The organism is Vibrio sp. 10N.247.310.98 (assembly GCF_041467395.1).
GTDB lineage: Bacteria > Pseudomonadota > Gammaproteobacteria > Enterobacterales > Vibrionaceae > Vibrio > Vibrio crassostreae_C.
Genome location: NZ_JBFSUL010000021.1, coordinates 64,335 through 77,994, shown reverse-complemented (window position 1 = coordinate 77,994; position 13,660 = coordinate 64,335). Strand labels below are relative to the sequence as shown.

Genomic DNA, 13,660 nt, shown 5'->3' with positions numbered 1-13,660 from the left:
TGGTGACCTACTGATTACAAGTCAGTTGCTCTACCTACTGAGCTAAGTCGGCACACTAAATTCTTTATGCTTTTGTCCGTGTTGTTACTCCCTGTTAAAGAGTGTTGACACCAACAAATCAAATTGTGGTGCCCGGAGGCGGAATCGAACCACCGACACGAGGATTTTCAATCCTCTGCTCTACCGACTGAGCTATCCGGGCAACGGAGCGCTATTAAACGGATTTTCTGCATAACCGTCAACTCCTTTTTTGAAAATAATTAAAAAAACCGTTCGTTCGTTGTTTTTTTATTCAAAAGTGAGGGTTATGTTTTACCTTGGTTAAATTCTTTTTTGAATTGCGTTACTTTTTCGAGGTATCGGCGCGACTCTTTATTTGGATGCTTCTTGGTAAGCGCCCAGTAGGCTTGGCTCGGTTGCAGCGAGTTTAAGTCTTGCATTGCTCGCTTTCTGTCCTTACTGAAGGTATTGAGTACGCCACCAGTACCGCCGTTATAGGCTGAAATCATACTGTATTCAAGCGTTAATGGGTTTTTTACGTCTTTCAAATAACGATTTTTAAGGATGTAAAAGTATGCGGTGCCAGCATCAATGTTGTTTTCTGGATTGAATAAGTACTCAGGGCTTGGTTCACCAGGTTTCTTTTTGACGTGTTCAAATACATCTCGACCAGCGGTTTTAGGTACCACCTGCATAAGACCATAAGCATTAGCCCAGCTTACGGCGTACGGGTTGAAGCTACTCTCTGTCTTGATGATAGCGTAGATTAAATCTTCAGGGATGTCATAACGCTGAGACGCTCGTCGAACGATGTCGGCATATTGATAACTACGCTGGCTAGCGTGGTCGGCCACCATTGGGATTTCAACGTAGTAGGCTTTTTTAAAGTCGACTTCTTTGGTTTTTAGGTTATTCGCGATCAGGTAATCCGCAAACTGGTTCGCTCGCCAAGTCCATTGAATGGGCTTTTTTTCTTGGTCTACGACCTGATTATAGAGGAAAGGTTTGCCTTCTAGCTTGATGCTTTTAGAAGAGAATAGATCGACATGCGCCGGATCATCTGGCGTCAAAAGGGTCGTCATGATCGCATTTTTGAGGTGTTTTTTCGGTTCGGTAGAGGAAACCGTTTCCACCGTTATCAGGCCTTGGCTAAAATTCACTTCTGAACGACTTAAGTAATTATCTATGTATTTCACATAGTTACTCTTACCTGCCATCTTGATTTCACTGCTACCCCAACGTTTTTGAATGTTGCCTGAAAAGCTATCTATTAATGAATCTAGCGCCCCGGTATCTTTTTCAAATTGTCCGGGTAGCTCAGCTAAATTCTTCACAAACCGGTTGGTTGGCTCGTAATTGACATCATAAATGCTTTCGACAAATTCACGGCTGCAGCCAGTTAATAACATGGCTGTTAGGAAGTAACTTAGCTTTTTCATAGTTCCTCATACAAAAATGACATCGCAGCGTTAACCATGATGTCATTAAAAATTGCTTAAATAAATGTCTTATTCGCTTGGTGGAGTATAGCCATCAATTACGACATCTTTACCTTCAAAAAGGAAGTTAACCATCTCAGTTTCAAGAAGTTTACGATGCTCAGGATCCATCATGTTTAGCTTCTTTTCATTGATAAGCATAGTTTGCTTGCTTTGCCATTGTCCCCAAGCTTCTTTAGACACGTTGTCAAAGATACGCTTACCTAAGTCACCTGGGTAAAGTTGAAAATCTAGGCCTTCAGCATCTTTTTGAAGGCGAGTACAAAATACAGTGCGGCTCATAGTGGTTCCTCTTATCGCGTTCGTTGATTCAAACGTCGTCGTTCAGTTCAAAGGGTAGGCTCTCAATAAGCTGCTTTACAGGAGCGGCTAGGCCAATTTCTTCCGGTTTTGATAAGTTATACCAGAGACCTTTAGCCCCTTCCATTATCAAATCTGGTTGTTTATCTAATTTCACTAATACTGGCGTGATATCTAAGTGGTAGTGGCTGAAAGTGTGTCTAAACGCAATCATGGTCTTGATTGAATCTGTGTTTGTGATTGAACGAAGATCCAATTGGTGTTCGATTTCTGCGTTCTCATTTTGAGGGAAACAGAATAAGCCTCCCCAGATACCTGATTGAGGGCGCTGCTCAAGCCACACTTGGTTATCGTGATACAGGATTACAAACCATGTCTCTTTTACTGGTTTCTCTTTCTTTGGCTTTTTGCCAGGGAAGTCGAGTTGTCTATCGAGTTTTTTAGCTTCACACATGTTTTCAATTGGGCACAGAGTACATTTAGGCTTGCTACGAGTACAAACCATTGCTCCCATATCCATCATAGCTTGATTGTATTTATCGACATCTTGCTTTGGGGTGTGTGCCTCTGCGTGTTCCCAGAGTTGGTTTTCAACCTTCTTTTGACCAGGCCAGCCCTCGACAGCAAAGCTTCTTGCAAGCGTTCGCTTCACGTTACCATCAAGGATCGCATGAGGGAGCTTGTAAACAGAGGACAGAACGGCTGCCGCTGTTGAGCGGCCAATGCCTGGAAGCGCATTCATTTCTTCGAGGGAAAGTGGAAACTCCCCACCATATTGCTCTGCGACGATCTTGGCAGCTTTGTGTAGGTTACGAGCTCGTGCGTAGTAACCAAGCCCTGTCCATAAGTGGAGTACCTCATCTTGTTCGGCGTTCGCTAGGTCGATAACCGTTGGAAAGCGTTCTAAGAAGCGTTGGTAGTATGGAATCACCGTAGCAACCTGAGTCTGCTGAAGCATGATTTCAGATAGCCAAACGGTGTAGGCGGTTTTGTTTTGTTGCCAAGGCAATTCTTTACGCCCGTAGGCGTCATACCACTTTAATATGGCGGTTGCGAAAGGAGTCACGACATGCTCTATGCTTTGCTATTATTAGAAGCGAAATTGCACCACACTTAACGTTGGATGTAAAACAGACAAATTGTGTGGGAATTTATCCACGGAAAGACTTGCACCGGAGGCAATTCTTTGGATAATCCCCGCTTTGATTAATCAATGTGCAGGCAAAAATCAATGAGTGAAGTGACCACTAACGAATATACTGAAGACGGCAAACTGGTTCGTAAGATCCGTAGCTTTGTTCGCCGCGAAGGCCGCTTAACAAAAGGCCAAGAGAACGCGATGAATGAATGTTGGCCAACAATGGGTATCGACTACAACCCAGAGCTTCTTAACTGGAAAGAAGTATTTGGCAACGATAACCCGGTTGTACTAGAGATTGGCTTCGGTATGGGTGCATCACTGGTTGAAATGGCAAAGAACGCACCTGAGAAAAACTTCTTAGGTATTGAAGTTCATAGCCCGGGTGTTGGTGCGTGTTTAGGTACAGCTCGCGATGCTGGCGTAACTAACCTGCGTGTAATGTGTCACGATGCTGTAGAAGTATTTGAACACATGATCCCAGATAGCAGCCTGCATACTCTGCAACTGTTCTTCCCTGACCCATGGCACAAAGCTCGTCACCATAAACGTCGTATCGTTAAGGCTGAGTTTGCAGAGATGGTTCGCGGCAAGCTTCAACTTGATACTGGTGTTTTCCACATGGCAACAGACTGGGAAAACTACGCAGAACATATGATTGAAGTGATGAACGTAGCTCCAGGCTTCGAAAACATCGCTGAAGATGGTGATTACATCCCTCGTCCGGATGAGCGCCCGCTAACTAAGTTTGAAGCGCGTGGCCACCGTTTAGGTCATGGTGTTTGGGACATTAAGTTCAAGCGTACTAAGTAACTTCGAATCAAATTAAGTGAAGGGTAATCCGACTTAGGGTTTAACCCCTACACTTTATGGGATTGATTAAAGCCAACATTATTGTAATGTTGGCTTTTTTGTCCTTAGGCTTTTATTTCAGTAAAGGCTTAACGACAGAAAGTAATACCAATCACAGTAAGTAAGTGATCAGAAATAGCGTAGGAAAAAGGCTTGAGAACAAGGCAGCATTTTTCGATAAGTAGTTACTCTACAATCAAAAATTCTAACGCAGTTATCGAGCATTTTAACAAGCTAGAGTGAGCAGTTATTTACTACGATTGGTATATGTTACACCCCTACAAAAATAACAATATAGAAGTAAGCGCACATGAAACCAACTCAAGCTATTTTGGCCGAGATCTTAGACGAAGTTCGTCCTTTAATTGGACAGGGAAAGGTCGCTGATTATATCCCTGCACTGGCTCGCGTATCGAACCAGAAACTGGCGATCGCGGTATACACCAATGAAGGTGAGGTGATTAAAGCAGGCGATGCTGAAGAAGCATTTTCTGTGCAATCTATTTCTAAAGCCTTGAGCCTGACGCTAGCTATGGTGCTATATAAGCCTGAAGAGATTTGGCAAAGAGTAGGCAAAGAGCCTTCTGGTCAAGCCTTTAACTCGATGATTCAGCTTGAGATGGAGTATGGTATTCCCCGCAACCCGTTCATCAATGCGGGGGCAATTGTCGTTGCAGACCTACTACAAAGCCGCTTGTCTGCGCCTAGGCACCGCTTGTTAGAGTTTGTGCGTCAGTTATCGGGTGATACTCATATTGTGTATGACAAGGTGGTAGCGGCTTCAGAAATGATGCACAGCGATCGTAATGCTGCCATTGCTTATTTGATGCGTTCATTTGGTAATTTTGAGAATGATGTTATCCCAGTTCTGAATAACTACTTCCACGCTTGTGCGCTTAAAATGACGTGTGTGGATTTGGCAAAAACCTTTAGCTATTTAGCAAACAAAGGCGTGTCGGTTCAAACCAAGAAAGAGATCATCACGCCAGTTCAAACCAAGCAGTTGAATGCTTTGCTTGCGACGTGTGGCTTGTACGATGGGGCTGGTGAGTTTGCCTACCGTGTTGGTATGCCAGGAAAATCGGGCGTTGGTGGCGGTATTATTGCTATCGTTCCTGGCGAAATGACGATTGCGGTGTGGTCTCCAGAGCTTGATCCTTCTGGCAACTCGCTCGCAGGTACTAAGGCTCTAGAGTTGCTTTCAGAGCGAATTGGTCGTTCTATTTTCTAAGAGAAAGATTCGAGCTCGGACGTTGTCCTATAGAACGCTTCGCTCCGAGAGAGGGCTATAAAACAAAAAGGGTTGACCCTAAAGCCAACCCTTACGCAATGCTTCTCGAATCTCGAATCTCGAATCTCGAATCTCGAATCTCGAATCTCGAACTACTCGTCTTCTTCTGCCATAAAGGCTTCTAACAGATCATTGAGAAACAGCTTTCCTTTTTCAGTGATCTGCCAGTGAGTGTCGGTTTCCTTCAAGTAGCCTAGCTCTTTTGCCCATTCAATCGTTTTTTGAATCGAGTCAAAACCAAGCCCTGTCGTATCAATGAAATCCTGCTTTGGACATGCTTCCATTAACCTAAAGCGGTTCATGAAAAATTCAAAAGGGCGGTCTTCATTCGGCACTTCAAATTCATCTGATAGATAAGGTTTTACCATGTTTTGGTACGCAGCTAGATAGCCTCTAGGGTGCTTAACCTTAGTGGTACGAACAATGCGTCCATCTGTAAAGCTCAGCTTGCCATGAGAGCCACAGCCAATACCTAGATAGTCACCAAAGCGCCAGTAGTTGAGGTTATGTTGGCACTGATATCCCGGCTTGCTGTAGCCTGAAATTTCGTACTGCACATACCCTGCGTCTGCGAGCTTCTTATGGCCTAGGTCGAAGATATCCCAAAGGTCATCATCATCAGGCAGCGTTGGTGTTTTGTAATAGAACATGGTGTTAGGTTCTATTGTTAGCTGATACCAAGATAAGTGCGGAGGGTCGAGTTCTATCGCTTTATCCAAATCAGCCAACGCTTGTTCAATACTCTGTTCGGGTAAGCCGTGCATTAAGTCTAAATTGAAACTATTCAATCCAATCTTATGCGCTAAATGAGCAGCATTTACCGCTTCATCTTGACCATGAATACGCCCAAGTCTTTCCAGTTTCTCTTGCTCAAAACTTTGCACACCCACCGAGATTCGAGTAATGCCTGCCTTTTGGTAACCTGCAAAACGCTCAGCTTCGATAGTTCCCGGGTTGGCTTCCATGGTGATTTCTATTTCAGGTTTGAACGGGATGCGCTGTTCAATGCCTTGTAACAATCGGCCAATTCCTTCAGGAGAAAACAGGCTTGGGGTACCGCCACCAATAAAGATCGAATGCAGTGGGCGAGGCATACCATTGAGCTGATATTTTTCGATATCAGTATCGAGATCTTCAAGCAGTGCATCGATGTACTCTTTTTCAGGGATCTCGGCTTTCAGAGCGTGAGAGTTAAAATCACAATACGGACACTTTTGTACACACCATGGGATGTGTACATAGAGGCTAAGTGCGGGTGGTATTAGCGCTGCATTGTGCATTACAGAGCTTGCTCCTTGAGAGTCTTGAATAGTGACGCAAGCGCTTTACCACGGTGTGATAGTTGTTTCTTACGCGAAGATTCAAGCTCTGCTGAGGCGCAGTTATCTTCTGGTACAAAGAACACAGGATCGTAGCCAAAGCCATTCTCACCGTGTTCTTCAGTAAGAATACGACCTTCCCATTTACCGTGACACACTAGAGGTGTTGGATCATTCTCGTGACGCATTAGCACCAACACACAGTGGAAACGCGCAGTACGCTTTTCAGTTTCGACACCTTGCATCGCATCTAATAGTTTTTTGATGTTCTGCTTATCGGTTGCCCCTTCACCTGAGTAACGCGCTGAATAGATACCTGGCGCACCATTTAAGTAATCAACCTCTAAACCTGAGTCGTCAGCAATGGCTGGCAGCCCTGTTTCTTTCGCTGCGTGGCGAGCTTTGATGATGGCATTTTCAATGAAAGTCGTTCCTGTTTCAGCGACTTCTGAAACGTTAAATTCACTTTGCGCGACAACGTCAAAACCAAACTCAGACAGAATATCTGCCATCTCGCGAACTTTACCTTGGTTGCCTGTTGCTAAAACAATCTTACTCATGGGAATGTAGCTCTAAATAAGTTAATAAATGAAAAGTAAGGTTTGAGCTTACTCTTCTATATAGAATTTCTGTGTGAAACGCAGTGGACCAGTGCCTTTTAGGCCTGCGTTCACATCGATGTCGAAGGTGATGTTTTCTTCGTGAGTTACGGGGAACTCAGCAAGGTAATAAATCGCATCGCCTTCTTTGATTTCTCGAAACTTCAAAGTACGGGTGTTTCCAACGAGGTTCTTCGCTGTTCCCGTAATTTTAGCCGTTGTCGCAGGCCTGCCTAGAGAAGCCTTGTCTAACACGCTGATGTTGAGGATTGCTGAGTATCCATTTCGCTTAAGTTTGTATTGCTTAGCGACTTGCGAAGTTAAGAACGTGGAATTAAAAGCCGAGTAATGAACCTCGACATCCTTAATGTTCTTAAATTGCCCTGCTGAGCTTGGTAAGGCAACAAGAGCGGTGAGTAGTGCTGTTATCCATAAACGCATAATGACTCCAATAAATAGCAAAAAGCCATCATAGGATGGCTTTGACTTCAGTTGGGATTTGGCTTGGCGAGCATATTCGAACTTGCTTGTGCCTACCGAGATCTCCCTTTTCTATCTTAATTTGCCCTTTTGCGACCTTAAACTGTTTCGCAAGGTATTTCGCTAAATGGGCATTGGCTTTGCCATCAACCGGTGGTGCAGTAATGGCAATTTTCAGTTCCTGACCGTGCAAGCCGACAATTTTGTCTCGGCTTGCTTTGGGTTGGATATAGAGCCTAAGAAGAATATCGTCTTCCTCGGCCCAAACCGCTTTTGGCATCGTCAAAGTACCTGATGTTTGTACTTGAATTATAGCTGATACCAAATAGGGCCAATCATGTCGCCCATTAGGAAGTTCGCAAATTGCAGAACAATGAACAGAACCAGTACGCTTAGGTCGAAACCACCCATGTCCGGAAGGATACGGCGGATAGGCACTAGCATTGGTTCAGTCAGTTGATGGAATACGTACTCGATTGGACTACGACCTTGGCTTACCCAGCTTAGGATTGCACGGATAAGTAGAACCCAGAAGATCAAACCACCAGCCGCTTTGAGCAGAGACAGTGCACCAAAGATAAGGAAGCTAATATCGAAAACGGCAGCGCCGCCAGAGATAATCAGGTTTAGAGCAACGAACTTAAGTACACACAGCACATAAGCGAAAACAACGGTCGCTAGATCAAGGCTGCCGATTGATGGAATAACTCGGCGTAGTGGGGCAACAACCGGTTGTGTCGCTTTTACGATGAATTGTGAGAATGGGTTGTAGAAATCTGCACGTGATGCTTGTAGCCAGATACGCAAGATCACAACCATGATGTAAAGATCAAAAACGGTCGAGATCAGAAAGCTCATCGAGTTCATATTGTTTCCTTTTTCGGATTTACTTGTCGCTTAGATATAACCAGAGCGGCAAAATGCTTGTTTACCTTGATTGGTACTAAAACAGTTTTTCCATCTCTTCAGCTCGAGCAACCGCCGCTTGCATGGCTTTTGCTACGATGTCTGATAGTTGATGTTCGTTAAACGTGCGTAGTGCTTCTGCGGTCGTGCCGCCTTTGGATGTCACTTGTTCACGCAGTGTTGATAATTCAGTATCTTGGTTTGCTACCACCATCTCTGCCGCGCCTAATGCAGACTGCTGCACTAGCTTACGAGCGGTTTCTTGGTCAAAACCTTGCTTGATTGCTTCAGCTTGCATCGCTTCCATAAACAGGAAGAAGTAAGCCGGAGCGCTACCCGCCGCCGCAATGATGTTGTTGATTCCAGACTCTTGTTCAACCCAACTTACTTCACCAACAGCTTGCATCAGCTGAGAAGCAAAGTCTTTATCATCTTGGCTGACAGTTGCATCGGCATAAAGACCACTCATCCCTTTACCAAGCAGTGATGGCGTGTTTGGCATCACACGAACAAGGTTCAGTTGGCAGTTTAACATCTCATTAAGTCGATTCGCATTAATACCCGCGGCAATTGAGATAACCAGTTTGTTGCTGAAGTCGATATCTTGTAAGGGTTTACATACATCAGCCATCATTTGTGGCTTCACGGATAACACAACAACGTCTGCTTGCTCTGCTGCTGCAATATTATCGCTGGTGGTATTGATGCCGTATTCTTGTTCTAACGGCAGCCTTCTTGTTTCTGAAGGTGCTGTCGCAGTAATCTTTTGCGCTGGGTAACCACTAGCAACTAAGCCAGCTACAATTGAGCGAACCATGTTTCCCGCCCCAATAAAGGCGATGTTCTTATGTACCATATATAAAATCCTGAGCGTGTCGCTGCGCGGATAAGGCGAAGCGGTATCAATACTTGTACTTGTCGTTACTTACTACGGCTATTTCGCGTAATCACGAGCGCCGAAAATAGCTGTTCCAATACGAACCATTGTGCTGCCAGCCTCAACTGCTGCATCCATATCACCACTCATCCCCATCGAAAGGGTATCAATGTCTGAATACTTCGCGGCTAGCTTGTCTTTAAGCTCTGCCAGTTGAGAAAATGCATTAAGCTGAGATTGATAGTCAGATACGTTTGCAGGAATCGACATCAATCCTCTTAAGGTGAGGTTGGGGAGCGATGAAATCAACTCCGCGAGTGCAAAAACTGTCTCTTCTGAGGTTCCAGATTTGGACTCTTCACCACTGGTGTTTACCTGAATCAACACTTGCAAAGGTGGAAGTTCGCTTGGTCGTTGATCATTAAGCCTTTGTGCGATCTTATCGCGATCGACGGAATGCACCCATTGAAAGCTTTCCGCGATTGGGCGGGTTTTATTGGATTGAATTGGACCAATAAAATGCCACTCTAAATTTAGGTTAGAATGTTGTTCTGAAAAGTGTTTTACTTTATCTACACCTTCTTGAACATAGTTTTCACCAAAGGCAACTTGGCCTCCGAGTGCGGCTTCTAGAATCGCATCAATAGGTTTAGTTTTGCTGACGGCTAAAAGTTGCACGGACTCTGGAGCTCGTCCGCACTTTTGCTCAGCACTACGAATCTGTGAGGTGATTTGTTCGATATTTTGTTGAATACTACTCATAGCTGACTTTACTTAAGGGAAAATAAATGGATATCACTGAGTTACTAGATTTTAGTGTAAAGCATAACGCGTCAGATCTACATCTTTCTGCGGGTGTATCTCCAATGGTACGTATAGATGGTGAAGTAAGGAAGCTTGGAATCCCAGCTTTGAGTCATGCTGATGTGCATCGTTTGGTTTTTGAGATCATGAGCGATTCACAACGCGGCGAGTTTGAAGAAAAACTGGAAGTAGACTTCTCTTTTGAATTACCCAATGTTGGTCGCTTTCGTGTTAATGCGTTTAACCAAGCCCGTGGCTGCTCAGCTGTCTTTCGAACTATCCCTGTCGAAATCCCGACTTTAGATCAGTTAGGTGCACCTGAGATCTTCGAAAGGATTGCTAACTACGAAAAAGGGTTAGTGCTCGTCACTGGTCCAACTGGCTCTGGTAAATCAACGACTCTTGCGGCGATGGTTGATTACGTAAATCGCAACCACAATAAGCATATTCTGACGATTGAAGACCCGATTGAATTCGTTCACACCAATAATAAATGCCTAGTCAACCAGCGTGAAGTTCACCGTGATACTCACAGTTTTAAAGCGGCACTGCGCAGTGCCTTACGTGAAGACCCAGACGTGATTCTGGTTGGTGAACTTCGTGACCAAGAGACGATTAGCTTAGCGTTAACCGCAGCAGAAACGGGTCACTTGGTCTTTGGTACTCTGCACACCAGTTCTGCGGCTAAAACGATCGACCGTATTATCGATGTGTTCCCAGGTAGCGATAAAGATATGGTTCGTTCGATGTTGTCTGAATCACTGCGCTCGGTGATAGCCCAGAAGCTGCTAAAGCGTGTTGGTGGTGGTCGTGTGGCGTGTCATGAAATCATGATGGCAACACCGGCGATCAGAAACTTGATTCGTGAAGATAAGGTCGCTCAGATGTACTCGATCATTCAAACGGGCGCAGCGCACGGCATGCAGACCATGGAACAAAATGCGAAGCAGCTGATGGCGCAGGGCTTGGTTGATTCGGAAGAGGTCGAGAAAAAGATCGAAATTGAAACCTCAATGTTTTAATCAAGGTGGACACAATGGAATTGAATCAAATCCTTGAGGGAATGCTTTCTCAAAAGGCATCGGATCTTTATATCACGGTTGATGCGCCAATCCTTTTTCGTGTGGATGGTGAATTACGCCCTCAAGGAGAGAAGCTGAATGCGGCTCAAGTTGCTCAATTACTTGATGCGATGATGGAACAAGACCGACGTGATGAATATCAGCAAACGCGTGAGGCTAATTTTGCGATTGTGCGTGACTTTGGTCGTTTTCGTGTCAGTGCATTCTTTCAGCGAGAGCTACCTGGAGCGGTCATTCGACGTATCGAGACTAACATCCCAACCTTTGAGCAACTAAAGCTTCCTGATGTACTACAGGACCTATCAATAGCTAAGCGCGGACTTGTGCTGGTGGTTGGTGCGACAGGCTCTGGTAAGTCGACCTCAATGGCTGCAATGACAGGCTATCGCAACACCAATCGCTCGGGACATATCTTGACGGTTGAAGACCCGATTGAATTTGTGCATGAACATAAAAAGTGCATCGTGACACAGCGTGAAGTTGGACTCGACACCGAGAGCTATGAAGTCGCGCTTAAGAACTCGCTACGCCAAGCACCAGACATGATCTTGATTGGCGAAATCCGTAGCCGTGAGACCATGGAATACGCGATGACCTTTGCTGAAACGGGGCACTTGTGTATGGCAACCTTGCACGCCAATAACGCTAACCAAGCGCTAGAGCGTATTCTTCATTTGGTGCCGAAAGAGCAGAAAGAACAGTTCTTGTTTGACCTATCGATGAACCTGCGTGGTGTCGTCGCTCAGCAACTCATTCGCGACAAGAATGGCAGCGGGCGTCATGGTGTATTCGAGATTCTGCTGAATAGCCCTCGTGTTTCTGACTTGATTCGTCGTGGTGAACTACACGAACTGAAAGCAACCATGGCTAAATCGAAAGAGATAGGTATGCAGACCTTTGACCAAGCTTTGTATGATTTAGTGATAGCAGGCAAGATCAGCGAAGAGGATGCGTTCCACAGTGCCGATTCTGCTAATGACTTGCGCTTAATGCTCAAAACTAGACGTGGTGATGACGACTACGGAACTGGGGCGTTGGCTGGTGTGAAGATAGATATGGGGTGATAAAAAATGCCTGATTTGATTCTAGGTTAAAATCAGGCGTTCATCATATTCATCGTTCGACTGCGTCTGTATTATCAACGCTTCTTGTTCTTAGGCTCGCTGATTACGTCTGCGTCAGTCGAAGTATGATTCATATAACCTGCATTATTGGAGCTTGTCGAACTGCATGCTGATATTGCTAGAGCTACGAAGATTGCTAGAAAAATTTTCATGTGAACTCCCACTTACCTAATAATGAATTGCTTCGACATTACGTCGTAATATCATTATAGGATCACAAAGGAGTTTAATCTTTGAGCTCTTAATTTTCGTTATGAATATTGTGCTTCAAACCAGCTCTCTAAAATGACGACTGCAGACTGGTTATCGACATTGCCTTTGCTTAGCGCTTTATAGCCGCCCATTTCAAAAAGGTCGGCCCTTGCTTCTGTCGTAGAAAGTCTTTCATCATGCAGTTCAACATCGACACCAAAGCGCCCTTTTAGGCGATTGGCAAACTTCTTCGCCCTTGGTGTAATCGCGGCTAGATCTTTACCATGAAGATCGGTAGGAAGACCAACCACGATAAGATTCGGCTGCCACTCCTTAATTTGCTTTTCGATATCGTCCCAATTTGGGATGCCATCTTTGGCTTTAAAAGCTTTTAGAGGGCTTGCGGTGCCCGTGATTTCTTGTCCTATCGCACTGCCGATACTTTTTGTACCGTAGTCAAATGCCATAATTGTTCGTGACATGGGGTTTCCAAATTTATCTGTGTTTGAGAGTGTCTGTTTATTTTATTTAGCTGATTTGAACTAGGCGTGGCCAGCGTCTGCTGAAAGCTGAGCCGCATTTATTCCTAACATCTGCACGGCGACTTTCCAGCGGTCAGAAATCGGTGTATCGAAGATGACCTTCGGATCGGCTTCAACGGTTAACCATGAGTTCTCGGTCAGTTCGGTTTCCAGTTGTCCCGGTTCCCATCCTGCATACCCAAGTGCGACTAAATAATTCATCGGCTCATCTTCTGTGCCCAACACCATCAAGATATCTTTTGAAGTCGTCACCGAGATTTGATCTGTCATGTTGATGCTGGATTGATAGCTGCCTTTAGGTTTGTGCAAAATAAATCCACGGTCTTCTGCGACCGGCCCACCGTTCAATACTGGCTTATCAAGACTTGCTTGGTTGGATTTCGGCTGCTCAGAATCAACCTTAACTTGTTTAAGCATGCTGCCGACAGTGACATCGATAGGGGCGTTGATCATCAAACCCATCGCGCCTTCGTCATTGTGCTCACAAAGGTAAATCACCGAATTTTGAAAGTATGGGTCTTTCATTCCGGGCATAGCAACCAGAAAGTGGTTCGTTAAATTCATAGAGCCTCCTGCCAGTGTGTTCCCAGTAAAGGAAAAAGAGCGGCGTAAAGCCGCTCATTGTTCTTTGCCTAGATATTTCTGTGTTTTCGAA

Annotated in this window: 17 protein-coding genes and 1 tRNA gene; 4 read left to right on the top strand and 14 right to left on the bottom strand. The window is 44.9% G+C overall.

Going from position 1 to position 13,660, the window contains the following annotated elements:
• Nucleotides 1-126 precede the first annotated feature (126 nt).
• The 4 genes from AB6E78_RS10855 to mutY form a co-directional block, all read right to left on the bottom strand.
• A tRNA-Phe gene (locus tag AB6E78_RS10855) sits at nt 127-202 on the bottom strand.
• Nucleotides 203-305: 103 nt separating this feature from the next.
• Nucleotides 306-1,439 carry a membrane-bound lytic murein transglycosylase MltC gene (mltC, locus tag AB6E78_RS10850; RefSeq protein WP_017062252.1) on the bottom strand — a complete coding sequence of 378 codons (1,134 nt, stop codon included), beginning with the start codon at nt 1,437-1,439 and terminating at the stop codon, nt 306-308.
• 69 nt (nt 1,440-1,508) lie between these two features.
• Nucleotides 1,509-1,781, bottom strand: a complete 273-nt coding sequence (locus AB6E78_RS10845; protein ID WP_137001321.1) for an oxidative damage protection protein — start codon at nt 1,779-1,781, stop codon at nt 1,509-1,511.
• A gap of 28 nt (nt 1,782-1,809) precedes the next feature.
• Nucleotides 1,810-2,865, bottom strand: coding sequence for an A/G-specific adenine glycosylase (gene mutY, locus AB6E78_RS10840; protein WP_137001320.1), 1,056 nt, complete (start codon nt 2,863-2,865; stop codon nt 1,810-1,812).
• Between the two features lie 165 nt (nt 2,866-3,030).
• Here mutY and trmB point away from each other — a divergent pair, with 165 nt between their 5' ends.
• Both trmB and glsB read left to right on the top strand, forming a co-directional pair.
• Complete coding sequence (trmB, locus tag AB6E78_RS10835) at nt 3,031-3,750, top strand: tRNA (guanosine(46)-N7)-methyltransferase TrmB (protein WP_017062250.1); 720 nt, start codon at nt 3,031-3,033, stop codon at nt 3,748-3,750.
• 349 nt (nt 3,751-4,099) lie between these two features.
• On the top strand, nt 4,100-5,020 hold the full coding sequence (gene glsB / locus AB6E78_RS10830) for a glutaminase B (protein WP_017062249.1): 921 nt from the start codon (nt 4,100-4,102) through the stop codon (nt 5,018-5,020).
• 152 nt (nt 5,021-5,172) lie between these two features.
• On the opposite strand, the gene hemW is transcribed toward glsB, so the two are convergent.
• The 7 genes from hemW to AB6E78_RS10795 form a co-directional block, all read right to left on the bottom strand.
• Nucleotides 5,173-6,360 (bottom strand): radical SAM family heme chaperone HemW, encoded by a 1,188-nt coding sequence (gene hemW / locus AB6E78_RS10825; RefSeq protein ID WP_017067796.1) that lies wholly within the window; start codon nt 6,358-6,360, stop codon nt 5,173-5,175.
• Nucleotides 6,360-6,959 carry an XTP/dITP diphosphatase gene (locus AB6E78_RS10820; protein ID WP_017062247.1) on the bottom strand — a complete coding sequence of 200 codons (600 nt, stop codon included), beginning with the start codon at nt 6,957-6,959 and terminating at the stop codon, nt 6,360-6,362. The genes hemW and AB6E78_RS10820 overlap by 1 nt, the downstream gene beginning before the upstream one ends.
• A 48-nt stretch (nt 6,960-7,007) precedes the next feature.
• Entirely contained in the window at nt 7,008-7,439 is a 432-nt protein-coding gene (locus tag AB6E78_RS10815; protein WP_372054660.1) for a DUF4426 domain-containing protein, read from the bottom strand.
• Between the two features lie 28 nt (nt 7,440-7,467).
• Entirely contained in the window at nt 7,468-7,758 is a 291-nt protein-coding gene (yggU, locus tag AB6E78_RS10810) for a DUF167 family protein YggU (protein WP_017067797.1), read from the bottom strand.
• A 29-nt stretch (nt 7,759-7,787) separates the two neighbouring features.
• A complete protein-coding gene (locus tag AB6E78_RS10805; protein ID WP_017067798.1) occupies nt 7,788-8,345 on the bottom strand; it encodes a YggT family protein in 558 nt (185 codons plus the stop codon).
• Between the two features lie 76 nt (nt 8,346-8,421).
• Complete coding sequence (gene proC / locus AB6E78_RS10800; protein WP_017069591.1) at nt 8,422-9,240, bottom strand: pyrroline-5-carboxylate reductase; 819 nt, start codon at nt 9,238-9,240, stop codon at nt 8,422-8,424.
• Nucleotides 9,241-9,318: 78 nt separating this feature from the next.
• Nucleotides 9,319-10,023: a YggS family pyridoxal phosphate-dependent enzyme gene (locus tag AB6E78_RS10795; RefSeq protein ID WP_017062243.1), complete on the bottom strand. Its 705-nt coding sequence runs from the start codon at nt 10,021-10,023 to the stop codon at nt 9,319-9,321.
• Nucleotides 10,024-10,049: 26 nt separating this feature from the next.
• Here AB6E78_RS10795 and AB6E78_RS10790 point away from each other — a divergent pair, with 26 nt between their 5' ends.
• Complete coding sequence (locus AB6E78_RS10790; RefSeq protein ID WP_017062242.1) at nt 10,050-11,087, top strand: type IV pilus twitching motility protein PilT; 1,038 nt, start codon at nt 10,050-10,052, stop codon at nt 11,085-11,087.
• A 14-nt stretch (nt 11,088-11,101) separates the two neighbouring features.
• Complete coding sequence (locus AB6E78_RS10785; RefSeq protein ID WP_017062241.1) at nt 11,102-12,211, top strand: PilT/PilU family type 4a pilus ATPase; 1,110 nt, start codon at nt 11,102-11,104, stop codon at nt 12,209-12,211.
• A 74-nt stretch (nt 12,212-12,285) separates the two neighbouring features.
• Here AB6E78_RS10785 and AB6E78_RS10780 read toward each other — a convergent pair whose 3' ends face one another.
• The 3 genes from AB6E78_RS10780 to AB6E78_RS10770 all read right to left on the bottom strand — a co-directional run bounded on the left by AB6E78_RS10780 (nt 12,286) and on the right by AB6E78_RS10770 (nt 13,569).
• The gene (locus AB6E78_RS10780; protein WP_170791814.1) at nt 12,286-12,423 is read right to left on the bottom strand and encodes a hypothetical protein; all 138 of its coding nucleotides are present in this window, start codon (nt 12,421-12,423) and stop codon (nt 12,286-12,288) included.
• A 99-nt stretch (nt 12,424-12,522) separates the two neighbouring features.
• Complete coding sequence (ruvX, locus tag AB6E78_RS10775; protein WP_004735480.1) at nt 12,523-12,945, bottom strand: Holliday junction resolvase RuvX; 423 nt, start codon at nt 12,943-12,945, stop codon at nt 12,523-12,525.
• 60 nt (nt 12,946-13,005) lie between these two features.
• Nucleotides 13,006-13,569: a YqgE/AlgH family protein gene (locus AB6E78_RS10770; RefSeq protein ID WP_102394125.1), complete on the bottom strand. Its 564-nt coding sequence runs from the start codon at nt 13,567-13,569 to the stop codon at nt 13,006-13,008.
• Nucleotides 13,570-13,660 lie beyond the last annotated feature (91 nt).

Bases quoted from the DNA above. Each gene is read 5' to 3' on its own strand.
- yggU (WP_017067797.1), bottom strand. From the start codon at position 7,758: ATGCCAAAAGCGGTTTGGGCCGAGGAAGACGATATTCTTCTTAGGCTC.
- trmB (WP_017062250.1), top strand. From the start codon at position 3,031: ATGAGTGAAGTGACCACTAACGAATATACTGAAGACGGCAAACTGGTT.
- proC (WP_017069591.1), bottom strand. From the start codon at position 9,240: ATGGTACATAAGAACATCGCCTTTATTGGGGCGGGAAACATGGTTCGC.
- glsB (WP_017062249.1), top strand. From the start codon at position 4,100: ATGAAACCAACTCAAGCTATTTTGGCCGAGATCTTAGACGAAGTTCGT.
- AB6E78_RS10780 (WP_170791814.1), bottom strand. From the start codon at position 12,423: ATGAAAATTTTTCTAGCAATCTTCGTAGCTCTAGCAATATCAGCATGC.
- hemW (WP_017067796.1), bottom strand. From the start codon at position 6,360: ATGCACAATGCAGCGCTAATACCACCCGCACTTAGCCTCTATGTACAC.
- AB6E78_RS10795 (WP_017062243.1), bottom strand. From the start codon at position 10,023: ATGAGTAGTATTCAACAAAATATCGAACAAATCACCTCACAGATTCGT.
- AB6E78_RS10820 (WP_017062247.1), bottom strand. From the start codon at position 6,959: ATGAGTAAGATTGTTTTAGCAACAGGCAACCAAGGTAAAGTTCGCGAG.
- AB6E78_RS10845 (WP_137001321.1), bottom strand. From the start codon at position 1,781: ATGAGCCGCACTGTATTTTGTACTCGCCTTCAAAAAGATGCTGAAGGC.
- AB6E78_RS10815 (WP_372054660.1), bottom strand. From the start codon at position 7,439: ATGCGTTTATGGATAACAGCACTACTCACCGCTCTTGTTGCCTTACCA.
- AB6E78_RS10805 (WP_017067798.1), bottom strand. From the start codon at position 8,345: ATGAACTCGATGAGCTTTCTGATCTCGACCGTTTTTGATCTTTACATC.
- mltC (WP_017062252.1), bottom strand. From the start codon at position 1,439: ATGAAAAAGCTAAGTTACTTCCTAACAGCCATGTTATTAACTGGCTGC.
- AB6E78_RS10785 (WP_017062241.1), top strand. From the start codon at position 11,102: ATGGAATTGAATCAAATCCTTGAGGGAATGCTTTCTCAAAAGGCATCG.
- AB6E78_RS10790 (WP_017062242.1), top strand. From the start codon at position 10,050: ATGGATATCACTGAGTTACTAGATTTTAGTGTAAAGCATAACGCGTCA.
- ruvX (WP_004735480.1), bottom strand. From the start codon at position 12,945: ATGTCACGAACAATTATGGCATTTGACTACGGTACAAAAAGTATCGGC.
- AB6E78_RS10770 (WP_102394125.1), bottom strand. From the start codon at position 13,569: ATGAATTTAACGAACCACTTTCTGGTTGCTATGCCCGGAATGAAAGAC.